We start from the raw sequence: 12,883 nt of genomic DNA, 5'->3' as shown, positions 1-12,883 counted from the left end.
TTATTTTCATGCAAAAGAAAAACTGCCAGAAAACCGGCAGTTTCGTTAATGAAGAATCAATAGCCAAATATATAGTCCAAACAGAGTGATGAATAGTGTTGGAACAGTCAGGATAATTCCTACTTTAAAATAATATCCCCATGTGATCCGGACACCTTTTAGCTTTAATACATGGAGCCATAAAAGTGTGGCCAAAGAGCCGATTGGCGTGATCTTTGGTCCTAAATCGGAACCGATGACGTTGGCATAAATCAGAGCATCCTTAATAGGCGCCGTTGTTTGAACTTCCGCAATGGCCAAGGCATTAATCATGACCGTTGGCAGATTATTCATGAATGAAGATAGAATAGCCGCAATGAATCCCATGATAATCGTCGCCGAAAACAAACCTTGATTGGCCGTTGCCTTAATGACGTCAGCTAACAGACTAGTCAGTCCTACATTTCGCAGTCCATATACGACCACATACATCCCAATCGAGAAGAATACGATATTCCATGGGGCACCGTTTAAAACGGTACGGATTTTCACGGCTGGACTTCTTCTTGCCAAAATCAAAAGGACAATGGCAATTGCACCAGCCACAAACGAAACGGGTAAACCTACAAACTCACTTGAAAAATAGCCGACTAGAAGAATAGCCAGGACGAACCAGGAAATCTTGAACATACGTGGATCCTTTACCGCTTCGGCAGGACGCTTCAAATGAGAGGAATCATAGGTTACAGGTAGATCCTTTTTGAAAAACAAATACAATACGAGAATGCTAGCTCCTAAACTGAATAAAGTCGGAACGATCATCCGGCTGGCATATTCACCAAAACCGATCCCGAAAAAGTCCGCTGACACAATATTCACCAGATTACTGATGACGAATGGCAAGGAAGTCGTATCGGCAATGAATCCGCTCGCCATGATGAATGGGAGCACCATCTTATCGTCGAACTTCAATGCTCGCACCATCGCTAGCACAATCGGCGTCAAGATCAATGCCGCCCCATCGTTTGCAAAAAGCGCCGAAACGATGGCTCCTAGAATCATCACCAAAATGAAGAGACGGAAGCCTTTACCATCTGCATATCGGGCCATATGAAGCGCAGCCCATTCAAAAAATCCAATTTCATCTAAAATTAACGAAATGATAATCAGGGCCACGAACGTCAATGTCGCATTCCAAACAATCTGCGTCACATCACTTACATCCTGGAATGAAACAACACCGAACAAAAGAGCGATGATCGCCCCTCCGCAGGCACTCCAGCCAATTCCCAGACCCTTTGGCTGCCAGATGACCAACACTAATGTAATCATAAAAATAAGTAGAGCTAAAAACGTCGAACTCATGATGCCAGCACCTCTAAGCCACTCCTTCTATAAAACTTTCTTCCCTTAACTATATAAGAATACTAGTTTTCACACAACGCACAAAGGCCACCAATTTCTTGGCAGCCCCCTGTTAATATGAGCCTTCCAATTCATCATCTACCAAATCCATTAGATAAGGCACATCCACATAATCATTCCCTGTTGAATACCCGATTCCATCGGTAGGCACCGTCGGAAGAACTTCCTTGCCGTCCTTGTCATAGAATCTATTACCTATTTTAAATGTTTGTCCATACTCAAAGAACCCATCAAAACTGGATTCTTTCTGTACTTCTGCATACTGATCCATAAGAGTCCGCCAGCTATCCGGATATTTTTCCACTCCATATGATTTATCCTCCACCGTGATACTGTGCATCATTTCTAAACCAGGTTCGTAGGTCGCTTCATCCCCTGATACACTGAAATTCCTATCTTTTTTCATAAACGCCTTAATTTCAGACACTTCATCCTTTGGATCCAGATTCCACATAAAAAATGAATCTCCTTCTCCATTCCAGGCTTTTGGCTCACCCCCATTATCTACGGAAGCTGCTCTCCATTTATTGTCCTTCCATACCCAGAAACTCATCCCGTATTCTTTGCTTTCATTGATGAAAGGGACAAAAACATGGGTTTCATCTAAATAAAGAACGTCTTGAATGATTTTAGGCTCTGATTCAGGAAAAAAAGAATTGATTCGTTTAATCACTTGTTTATCTGTAAGAAATGCTTCAGGTTCTCTTGGAGCTCGAATGATCAAAAGGACTCCCACTATAAGGACAATCACCATCACTAAAATGATGGTTTTCGTTTTTTTATTCACTTTTTTCAGCACCTCCGGTCAACACAGATTCTTCCGACCGGAAGTAAACCTGGCCTCCATTATTCGGTGTAATGAGGAAACCCTTTCCATCATCTTCTACATAAATGACTGTTTCAAGTCCGCTGCCCTTTTCAGGAACCGTTCCTGTCAAAAGATAAGGGAACCGTTCTTTATACCCGTTCTTTTCATTAATTTTATAATACCAAGATTCATATTTGATTTGATTTTGTTTCATCTTGTCCACCTGTACTTGCAACACCTCATTATTCAATGTGACATCCTTGCCAGCCGGGTGAGTGATAATCAGGGAAGCTTTTTCAACGTCCTGCATATAGGTCGAGGGTTGATCTTTTGGGAACATTAGATGTTCAAGCGGCGAGTTTAAGAATGAAAAAGCCAAAAAAATGAAGTTCACCCAAAACCCTAACCAAGCATAACGACGGTACCGCGACCAACGCTCTGTATTTCCCTTTCTTCTCAAAAACCAATATAAAAAGACGACCCCTAATGGCAATATTGGTATCTTTGTCACTTCACTTGATAAATTAAAATGAATACTGAAAGAAAAAATCCCAATGAGCATAACTAGGAGCCCTTTCCATACCTTTGGCGGATTCTGTTGTTTTTTGTAAACAACAAAGAATAGTAGGGCAATAAGTAAATAACTGAAGACTAATAGAATAAAAGAGGGCATATGTACAAACACGTTCTGCTTCATTTTCAACTCATCCTCCCACCACTTAACGGATGTTTACCTATTAAATGTAATATAATCACTCTACCATATCCCATCTCTTTTGTAACCGCAGCCTCCCCCACCTTACTTAGTAATAAAGATGGGGTCTTACCTTTTATTGAAAACCGCGGTTATAGGTATCCACAGCTTAATCCTTCGATTGAACAGTATTCATTATATTTTTATATTCCTTATCATTGATAATTCCCAACTTCTTGAACAAGGTGGAATATCCAATGATTTTCTTTTGGGTACGGTTCGTAAAATTCATATGAATCCTCTCCTTTTTTATAATCTATGCAATTCCGACAAAATGTTTCCTTGAGGCAAAATAATTTGTATAAACTAAAATAAAAAAACTGCCCTTGGAATGGCAGTTTTCCTCTATCTTTCACAATTAGTTGCAGGGTCTACAGCTTCCCCTGCTTCAAAGAATGAACCAAGTCTTTCATTTGTGTAATATAGGAAAAAGCTTCTGTAGAAAAAATGAACTTTTCCTGTGATAGAGCATGGAGTGCCTTGATTTTATCGTTATTGTCGATAAAACCATTCAGCACGTCATCCAGTCCCTCTGAGAAACCGATCATTTCATGAAGGGTAATACCCGTGGCCTTTTTGATTTCGTTCATTTTCTCGGATAATTTCTTCTCATTGCTGGAAATATCAATAAAGTACTTTTTCGTATTTTCAGTGGTCAGGATAACCGCTTCAATTTCTTTCGTTTTCTCTGAAACACTACTTGAAAAAGTGTCCACATTCTTCACGATACTATTTACCTTCAGATTGATTTCCGTCAGGGAGGCTTTGCTTTTATCTGCCAATTTCCTTACTTCCTGTGCCACTAAAGCAAAACCTCGTCCGTGCTCCCCGGCTCTAGCTGCCTCAATCGAAGCATTCAAGGCGAGAAGATTCGTTTGATCGGCGATCGATTCAATCACCACGACAAAGCTTGAAATCTCTTTGATTTCTTCTTGTAAACTCATGATGGTTTCTTCGAATTGTTGGAACATCGCATTAACATTCGTCATTTGGTTGACCAAGTTATCGATATTATCACTACCAGCCAAGACCATTTCCATACTTTCTTTTGTTTGTATAGATACTTCATCCGTAATCGTCTCGATGTTTTCCGTACTGCCTACTACATGACGAATATTAGAAACCGTCTCTCCCAAGGCCAGATTCTGAACTTCGATACTAGATTTCAAATCATGGACGAAATGATTCAACTGGCTATCCTGCTTGGAATTGTCGCTACTGGTATCCCGTAACAGTCCGACCAAGTCTTCTAATCCCTTTACAACTTGATCGAAGTCTTGTTTATCCATCGTGGTCGCAAGCTCGATGATTTCTTTCTTCGTCACTTTCTCGACGTTGTCCTTACGAAGCAAATCTAGAATACTCATTTTCTATCTCCTCGTTTGCGTTTCCCGAACCCCAGTAATATAAGGGTCTGATTTAATTGCATGTTATTTAATTGCTCCCCGTAACTGCAAAACCCACCCAAATGAGGAAGTTTCTCTAATTCCTTATTTAACGTGGCGACGATTCCTTGACTTTTAAATTGTAGTTTTCGTAATATGCAATTGATGCCCAGTACGCCATCCAATTGAGAAAACTCTTCTTTGAAATCAGCCACTGTACTTTTCAGCGTTTCCACTGGATTTTTCGGCTCCAATATCTCTACAACCGAGTCCTGGAATATTTGGCAGTAGAACTGTATGGATCCGTCCGGCTGTGTTTGGAAAGGAGATGCTATATAGATTTCCTCGTTGACCGCACGACCTAAAGGATTGGACATAAAATGTTTGGAGAGCTGATTCTCAGGAACTCCCAATAATCGGGCATATTCACTCGTTGCCCTTTTTCCATTCATTTCATAAACCGTGCGACTTTCCGTATCCGACTTAGTAATCTTCATTTCCTTGCCAGTCGTCTTAAAGATATTCTCCTTAAGAATGACAAACTCATCATCCGTTTTAATGAAAGCAACCAGACCGGCCGTATTCGAAGTTTCCCCGTTATAAGAAACCATTGTCTCTAGAAACTTTTCATCATCCCCTGCCGTACCGCCAAACAGTGGAAACCCTTCTTGTTTAAATACCGAGTTCACAACGGAAAGCATCTTTTCCTCCGCCCCCACTAACCCATTGGGAAAGACAAGGCCGATGCCTTCCGTCTCGATATTCCTACTATTTCGATCAATCCCAACCTCACTTAACCCTTGAATTAAATGATCGCGATAAAAAATCGGATATTTGATGATATCTTTGATCATCACACCTTTTGCCGAGAAATTACTTCCATTAAAACTCATGGCCGAAACCCCATGTTCCGTAATCCCATTGGGACCTATTTCACCAACAGTGGTTAATCCCAATATCTCGGAGTGTGGGAACGACTCATGAAAAAGCCCCGTTAATTCCTCGAAGTTTTGAGTGGTACTTGCAAAAAAAAGAAGTAATTTTGGTTCACTATGTATACCGCTCTTCAATTCGCGAAAGGCTTCTAATGCAGTTTTTTTACTACTATAAGCGGATTTTATTTGCACCATTTACGTTTGTCCCCCTACATATGCTGATATCTTTTGAAAATACAAGGATCATCCTTTTACTAGTCCTCGGTCTTTTAGAGAGCTTTTAAGAAGATTCTACTCTCCTAAAAGACGCCTCTACTTATATCGACAAAATCCCCTTAACTATTATAAAAACAGGGAAATAAACCGCTGAATTTCACTGGTATTCTACAGAATCAGTCAATCATCCTCCCCCTTCACAAGGCGAAATTTTCGAAATGACTACAGAAAGCAGCGAATATTGATCATGAATGAGATAAAATAAAAAAACATGTCCTCCATTAGCAGGACATGTTTTTTTAAATATCATGAATGACTAAATGAACTCAACGCCAAAAAGACCTTACCGGTAAAGGGATAAGGTCTTTTGACAGCTCATCATCATTATTTAGATGATAGTTCACTTTCTGTTACCCATTGATGGTTTTTCACTTCAATCCCACCATCGGTAGGTTTGTAATCAACCATATAAACGGTAGTGGTATCGGCTTCCTCAATGACACCTTTTGCGCCTTCCATACCCTCCATATGATCGGTATCAAGAGTCACTTCAGTACCTGGTTCTAACGGAACTTCCCCAGCATCCTCGATTTCTTCATGAATCACCCATTTATGATTTTCAACTTTTTTATCCTCTGTTGTAGGTGTATACGTAACGGAATAAGCTGTCGTATCATAGGCTCCGACAATTGTTGCTTCGGCTCCATCCATGCCTTCCATATGATCTGATTTAATCGTTGCTTTACTTCCCACTTCATACTTTGGATTCTCTGCAGCTTTCAAACCATCAGGAACCTCTGCCTCATTGGAAGTATCTTTAGCATGGTCCATATGATTCGTTTCCTCTTTAGTCGTATCTGTATCCGTACTTTGTTCCGTTTTCGGTGTTTGATCCGTGCTTTTCTCCTCATTATCATCATTACATGCGGATAATGCGAAAGCTGATGCCAAAGAAACCAAACCAATTGCTAATTTTTTGCTTTTCATAGTTGTAGTCACTCCTAATAGATTATTTAATAAGTCGAAACAGAATGCTAGCCTAAAATATATGTATGTACTCTGCTCACCCTTACTACATGTGTAAGTATCCTGTCTCTCTTATATTTTTACCCCATTAGAATCACCATAAACATGGATTATATGACATGATGAACAACACTATCTCTTTATATTGATTCCTTAACCCGATTGTTCGGACTAAAATTGATTCGTTTGTTTATAGCAATCTCAATAGTTTCCAGCCCCTATTCCGAGATGGTTAGAGTCTGCTGAATTCTTGAAAGGGAAAGTTCATATGGGAAAATCGGAAGCGTTTGCAGTTAATATATAATAGAAGAAAGTCGTCCATGAGGAAAGATTTGAAATAAGTGTTTTTAGGGGATCTGCATTCAAAAAAACTAAAAGCAGAACAATTTCAGTAATGGTTCTGCCACATGATTCAAAGAGTATTCAGCTAGCTAGGTATTGTTTCTAGTCGATCAACTTGATCAACCCATTGTATCGTTAATAAATTCGGCAGAGTCGACAGTTCATGATGAATCTGAATATATTTTTTGCACTTCACTGTCGCAACACACTCAATAATAGAATGTTGATCTTCTATCAATACTTTATAGCTACCTACATTCGGTAACGAATAATTAGGTAGTAGACCATTTTTCTGACAATATTTCGTTTTATAAAAGCGTCCCAATAGCCTCGGTAATTCACTAAGCTTTCGTTCTGATAAATACCTCCGAATCAAGGTCGAACTGATTTTTTGATCATTCCACTTTAGCTCTTCGACAACTGAGAGGCCTACTTGCTGGATTGCTGCATAAGTTGCCAGGGTATGAACAGTTCCACTCGCTTTTGCCCCATATGTGTAATCGAAACCGCAAATGATTTCCTTAGCATTCAACCCAATAATATAATCATCTAAAAAATCGTTCGCTTCTACTTTAGCTAATTCCTTTGTGAATTCCACGATATAAAAAATATCCACTTCAAGCCTTTCTAGTTTCTCAACCTTTTGTTCTAGCGGCTCAAGATAGGAAACTTCTTTATCCGAAAATAGCACACTTTTAGGATGCGGAAAAAAAGAGAGAACCGCTAGAGATAAGTTTTGTGCTTTTGCTTTTTCTTTAGCGGTTCGAATAACTTTTTGATGCCCTAAATGCACACCATCAAAATAACCAAGGGCCATCGCTACATGGGGAGCGGTTTGCTTAATCTCTTGTAAATTATTCGCATTCACATAGATTACCTTCATTGCGATTCTCTCCTTTTTCTTTATCTTGCTAGATTTTGTGCCACTTCATAAATTAAATCTTCTTGCCCACCAACCGCTTTCATTTGGCCGATTTTCATTAAAAGGTCCCGTTCGTCGACACCAAATTGTTTTGCGGCCTTTTGTGCATGCAATAAGAAGCTTGAGTACACGCCAGCATACCCTAAGGTTAAGCTACCGCCAGTTATTTCTTGTGATTGTTGCATGATGGGCGCAATTACATCATTCGCCGTGTCCATTAATGTATATAAATCGATGCCCGTTTCAAAACCTAGTTTTTCTAAAACAGCGACCATTACTTCTGTTTGTGTATTACCGGCCCCTGCACCTAATGCACGCATGCTTCCATCAATATAAGTGGCTCCAGCCTCCACCGCTGCAACTGTATTAGCCATGGCCATCGATAAATTGTTATGGGCATGAAAACCGATATCACATTGTAAAGTTTGTTTAAGCGCTGTAATTCGCTCGGTTACATCTTTTGGTAACATGGCTCCAGCCGAATCTGTTACATATACGATCTCTGCTCCGTAACTTTCAAATAATTTTGCCTGCTCCACGATTTTTTCAACAGGCGCCATATGGCTCATCATTAAGAATCCAGCTGTTTTCAAGTCGAGTTTGCGTGCTAATTCAATATGTTGGGCTGCTACATCGGCTTCTGTTACGTGCGTTGCTACACGAACCATTTTCGCCCCTAAGTTCGCTGCATTTTCCAAGTCATGTTTTGTACCGATTCCAGGAATCAATAATACAGCGACTTCTGAAGTCGTACATTCTGATACAGCCACTTCAATCAGTTTCAGTTCATCGGTTGCTGACAAACCATATTGTAAGGAAGAACCACCCAAGCCATCTCCATGTGATACTTCAAAATAGCGAACACCCGCCGCATTTAAACCTTTTGCTGCAGCACGTACTTGTTCCTCTGTAAACATATGGCGGACAGAGTGACTTCCATCACGTAACGATACATCTAAAATATTTAATGTCATGAGATGACCTCCTCCTTCCCTCTTTGTAAATGACGTGCCATTTCATTGCCGACTTGCACGGCAGCTGCCGTCATAATATCCAAGTTACCAGCGTAAGCCGGTAGATAGTCTGCTGCCCCATTCACTTCGACAAATACGGATACTTTCCTACCTTCAAAAATCGGCGACACTTTTAATGTATAACCTGGTACGTAAGCTTGCACTTCCGCTACCATGTCGTGAATCGACTTGGTGATCGCTTCTTCATGACCTTCTTCTTCGACCAAAGCATGGATGGTATCACGCATAATAACTGGTGGGTCCGCAGGATTCAAAATGATAATGGCTTTCCCTTTTTTCGCACCTCCTACCACTTCGATCGCTTTAGAAGTTGTACTTGTGAATTCATCGATATTTGCGCGTGTACCAGGACCGGCAGAAAGGCTTGAAATGGTTGCGACAATTTCAGCATACTCTACGGAAACAATCCGATTTATGGCATGAATGATGGGAATTGTCGCCTGACCGCCACACGTAACCATATTCACATTCGGTTTATCGATATGCTCTTTTAAATTTACTGGTGGAACTGTAAATGGTCCGATTGCAGCTGGTGTTAAATCAATTACTTTTTTATTGGCAGCCGTTAATCGATCGCTATTATGCTTATGTGCATACGCACTTGTCGCGTCATAAACGATATCCACTAAATCAACACGTTCCATGAGTCCGTCAATCCCATTTGAAATTATTTCATATCCGCGCTTCTTTGCACGTTTTAAACCATCGGAATTCGGGTCGATGCCTACCATCACACTCATTTCCAATACGGGGCTGCGCTCGATTTTGTACATTAAGTCGGTGCCTATATTTCCTGACCCGATGATTCCCACTTTAAGCTTCGTCATTTTTTCACCACTTCCTTAGAAATGTTAACGCTTACTTTTCCGAGCTGACCGAAGTCCACTTCGAATTTATCGCCTGTTTCAAAGGTCACGGCTTTTGATAGGGCTCCTGATAAAACAAACATGCCAGGCTCGATGGAGATCCCATATGTACTCACTTCATTTGCTAACCATACCACCGCTTGGAGCGGGTTGCCTAACACGGCCGCGCTCGTTGCTTCATCTAAGAATTCACCATTTTTATGCACGGTCATTGGTATATTCGTGATGTCTTCAATCTCTTCAAGCAGGGTCCGCTTTTCTCCTAAAATGGCACCTGCCGAAGAGCCATTGTCCGCCACTGTATCCTCGAACTTTATTTCCCAATTCGCAATCCGGCTATCGATCACTTCCACTGCTGGCACAACATATGCCGTGGCATCGATTACATCCTGCACCGTCACGTCAGGTCCTTTTAACTCTTTATTGAAAACAAATGCGATTTCAAATTCCACCTTTGGTTGAATGAAGGACTCAGTCCTTAAACCATCAGCCTCGTCGTAAACCATCGTATCTAAAATGAAGCCGTAATCCGGTGTATAGACATTCAACATTTCTTGCATCGCTTTACTCGTCAACCCAATTTTCAGCCCTTTTACAGACGCCCCGTTGTCCGTCTTTTGACGAATTTGCGCCAATTGCACGGCATAGGCATCAGCAGGGGTAATCTTTTCATAAGTTTCAGTTAATGGTGCAATGGGCTGTTTCGTACGTTCCGCTTCAAGCAATGCTTCCGCCATTTTTTGTGTATTCATAGACCATTCTCCTTTTATGAATTGACTGTTTCTACCGCATTCAACTGATGATATTTACCACTGAAGAACAATAACGGATTTTTATCTTCAAGATGTAAGTCGATTACTTTACCAATGAATAATGTATGGTCACCTTCTACATGTTCCGATACGACTTCACATGCAATTTGGGCGATGGCCCCTTTTAATACAGGTTGTTCAGCCAATGCTTCGAATTCTACTGCATCACCAGGTCTCCCAGCGAAATGACGTGAATAATGCTCTTGGTCTTCGGCTAAAATATTAACTGTGTATTTTTTGGATTGTGAAACTTTCTCTAAGAATTTTGCTTTATGTCCAACGGAAATTAAGACAAGCTTAGGATCCAATGATATTGACACGAAACCATTTGCCGTCATTCCATGTGTTTCACCTTCGTTTTCTGTTAAAAGAACGGTTACACCTGTCGCAAACTTTCCCATTGCATCTCTAAATAAACGATCATCCATCCTAATTCCTCCATTCGTAACTGAATAATTCAATCATAAATCAGTCCATTTAAAATTATCATTGTATTTTTTATTGAAAATTCAGATAAAAACAATAAAATTGCACATGAAAATAAATTTGAATTCTTTGTGAATTATTTTTACAAAAAATCAGCTGTATCATATATCCTTCCATTAAAAATTCCACATTGTAAATCGGAAATTTTTCTTTTTCATTTTTGTTCTCTTTCAAAACACAAATTAGTATCCTTATTTTTTTGCTTGTAAATCTCTTTTTTTTCAAATAGAATTCTGTTCATGGAAGAAAAATTTCCGAATTTTCCCACCATTCACTATTATTCTTGTAGAGAAAAGTGAAAATAATGGTGAAATGTGTGCCTTTACTTACAATAATGGAGGTGTTTGATGATTCCAATGCCAAATTGAAAGCGCTATCACTACTTTTCAGAAAAAGACAGAAGTATCAGACCACCAATACTTTTTTGAAAAACAATTGTGGATGGGGAAAATACGGTAATACAAGGGGGATTTTCATGCGTTGGGTTGTATTAGCTTTTCTATTCTTACTATCTGTTTTAAATTATACGGATAAATCGGTTTTAGGATTAGCCGCAGAACCAATCATGACTGAACTGAATCTATCTTATGATCAGTTTGGTTTAGTAGGAAGTAGTTTCTTCGCTGCTTACGCTGTCGGAAGTATCGTTTTAGGTACCTTAACGTATCGCTTCAACACAAAATACTTATTAATGATGATTGCTACTGGATGGACCATTTCATTAGCAAGCGCTTATTTTGTAGAAACGTTAACACACTTAATTTTACTGCGTGTTGTCTTAGGTTTCTTCGAAGGTGGTACGCTCGGTCTGTGCATCGTGCACTTAGCACGATGGTTCACTAGCTCACAACGTGGTGTCGCTGCAGCTATCATGACTTCTGGTACAACAGTTGGAACGTACTTGGCTGCACCACTTTTAGTTAAAGGCATCACGAATTTTGGTTGGCAGCACACTTTCGCATTATTAGGGATAGCAAGCTTTGCATGGGCGATCCTCTTCTTCTTCATGAGAGACGAGCCAAAGCAACCCCTCATCGAAGACGTAAAAAGTTTAGCCTCCAACAAGGAAGTACCGTTCAAACATATCTTTAAAGTATTCATCAACCCTTATGTATTATCGATTTTAGTTGTAGGTTTCGTATCCATGTGGATTACAACTTGGGTCCTTACATGGGCACCAACTTACCTAACACAAATCGTGGGTCTTGAGCCACAGCGTATGGGCTTAATCTTCGCTGCAATGGGCATTTCAGGAACAGTGTTCGCAATTTGTATAGGTAAATTCACAGACTACTTATTCAAGAAAAATAAAAGCCTTATCAAATCTTATGATCGTGTATTAATTACAGTATTGCTGGTCGGCGCTGCTTCTTATGCGATGACCACGATTGTCGCTTCACCGGTTCTAGCCTGTTTGTTCCTAGGGATGGGCTTAATCATAAACACTTGCTTATTACCGTTAAATACAGCGATTAAAACATTGATCATTCCGAAAAATCTAGTAGGTAGCGTAACGGGTGTCTCATTATCCATTTCAAGTATGGCTGGAGTAATCGGGCCATGGATTACCGGGTACTTGATTACACAAGCAGGCGATAACGTGCGGTCAGGCTTCAACTTAGGTGTGTTGGTCATCGTTAGTTTATATGTTGTTACGGCCATCGTGTTAGTAGCCACACGTAAATTGAAAATCACCGCAACTGAAAAAGAAGATGCTCGTCGTGCTACAGAAGAAGAGCAGATAAACCTTGACATCGCCCCAGGGCGATAATACTCAACCATGGGTTCATCACATGTAAACAGACTGAAGACAAACTCAAAGAATGAGTTTGTCTTCAGTCTGTTTTGTTTATAAAAGCGGTTTACGTAACTCTTCCATCCATCTCGAGCCTA

The 12,883-nt window shown here is 40.2% G+C and carries 13 protein-coding genes; 1 reads left to right on the top strand and 12 read right to left on the bottom strand.

Translation table 11 applies throughout. From position 1 onward, the window contains the following. Positions 1 to 45: 45 nt before the first annotated feature. The 12 genes from ACIQXH_RS10680 to ACIQXH_RS10625 all read right to left on the bottom strand — a co-directional run bounded on the left by ACIQXH_RS10680 (position 46) and on the right by ACIQXH_RS10625 (position 10,932). A complete protein-coding gene (locus ACIQXH_RS10680) occupies positions 46 to 1,344 on the bottom strand; it encodes an arsenic transporter (protein WP_402990607.1) in 1,299 nt (432 codons plus the stop codon). A gap of 112 nt (positions 1,345 to 1,456) precedes the next feature. Continuing rightward, positions 1,457 to 2,191 (bottom strand): hypothetical protein, encoded by a 735-nt coding sequence (locus ACIQXH_RS10675; protein ID WP_403123411.1) that lies wholly within the window; start codon positions 2,189 to 2,191, stop codon positions 1,457 to 1,459. Beyond that, the gene (locus ACIQXH_RS10670) at positions 2,184 to 2,909 is read right to left on the bottom strand and encodes a hypothetical protein (protein WP_403123408.1); all 726 of its coding nucleotides are present in this window, start codon (positions 2,907 to 2,909) and stop codon (positions 2,184 to 2,186) included. The genes ACIQXH_RS10675 and ACIQXH_RS10670 overlap by 8 nt, the downstream gene beginning before the upstream one ends. Before the next feature lie 166 nt (positions 2,910 to 3,075). Continuing rightward, positions 3,076 to 3,198: a hypothetical protein gene (locus ACIQXH_RS10665; RefSeq protein ID WP_402867568.1), complete on the bottom strand. Its 123-nt coding sequence runs from the start codon at positions 3,196 to 3,198 to the stop codon at positions 3,076 to 3,078. A 139-nt stretch (positions 3,199 to 3,337) separates the two neighbouring features. Continuing rightward, positions 3,338 to 3,955, bottom strand: a complete 618-nt coding sequence (locus ACIQXH_RS10660) for a methyl-accepting chemotaxis protein (protein WP_403123804.1) — start codon at positions 3,953 to 3,955, stop codon at positions 3,338 to 3,340. A 374-nt stretch (positions 3,956 to 4,329) separates the two neighbouring features. Beyond that, on the bottom strand, positions 4,330 to 5,481 hold the full coding sequence (locus ACIQXH_RS10655; protein ID WP_403123405.1) for an FIST signal transduction protein: 1,152 nt from the start codon (positions 5,479 to 5,481) through the stop codon (positions 4,330 to 4,332). A gap of 405 nt (positions 5,482 to 5,886) precedes the next feature. Further along, positions 5,887 to 6,489 carry a YdhK family protein gene (locus ACIQXH_RS10650; RefSeq protein ID WP_402867567.1) on the bottom strand — a complete coding sequence of 201 codons (603 nt, stop codon included), beginning with the start codon at positions 6,487 to 6,489 and terminating at the stop codon, positions 5,887 to 5,889. Between the two features lie 466 nt (positions 6,490 to 6,955). Continuing rightward, the gene (locus ACIQXH_RS10645) at positions 6,956 to 7,753 is read right to left on the bottom strand and encodes an adenylyltransferase/cytidyltransferase family protein (RefSeq protein WP_402867566.1); all 798 of its coding nucleotides are present in this window, start codon (positions 7,751 to 7,753) and stop codon (positions 6,956 to 6,958) included. Between the two features lie 20 nt (positions 7,754 to 7,773). After that, positions 7,774 to 8,766 (bottom strand): 4-hydroxy-2-oxovalerate aldolase, encoded by a 993-nt coding sequence (gene dmpG, locus ACIQXH_RS10640; protein WP_402867565.1) that lies wholly within the window; start codon positions 8,764 to 8,766, stop codon positions 7,774 to 7,776. Beyond that, positions 8,763 to 9,653: an acetaldehyde dehydrogenase (acetylating) gene (locus ACIQXH_RS10635; RefSeq protein ID WP_402867564.1), complete on the bottom strand. Its 891-nt coding sequence runs from the start codon at positions 9,651 to 9,653 to the stop codon at positions 8,763 to 8,765. The genes dmpG and ACIQXH_RS10635 overlap by 4 nt, the downstream gene beginning before the upstream one ends. Beyond that, entirely contained in the window at positions 9,650 to 10,444 is a 795-nt protein-coding gene (locus ACIQXH_RS10630) for a 2-keto-4-pentenoate hydratase (RefSeq protein WP_402955403.1), read from the bottom strand. Before ACIQXH_RS10630 ends, ACIQXH_RS10635 begins: the two co-directional genes overlap by 4 nt. Before the next feature lie 14 nt (positions 10,445 to 10,458). Next, positions 10,459 to 10,932, bottom strand: a complete 474-nt coding sequence (locus ACIQXH_RS10625; RefSeq protein ID WP_402990613.1) for a flavin reductase family protein — start codon at positions 10,930 to 10,932, stop codon at positions 10,459 to 10,461. 533 nt (positions 10,933 to 11,465) lie between these two features. On the opposite strand from ACIQXH_RS10625, the gene ACIQXH_RS10620 reads away from it, so the two are divergent. Continuing rightward, positions 11,466 to 12,761, top strand: a complete 1,296-nt coding sequence (locus ACIQXH_RS10620; RefSeq protein ID WP_402867561.1) for an MFS transporter — start codon at positions 11,466 to 11,468, stop codon at positions 12,759 to 12,761. Positions 12,762 to 12,883 lie beyond the last annotated feature (122 nt).

It is taken from the genome of Peribacillus sp. NPDC097225, assembly GCF_044761955.1.
GTDB lineage: Bacteria > Bacillota > Bacilli > Bacillales > DSM-1321 > Peribacillus.
The sequence above is the reverse complement of the archived record's forward strand: the minus strand, read 5'-3'. Positions and strand labels throughout refer to the sequence as shown.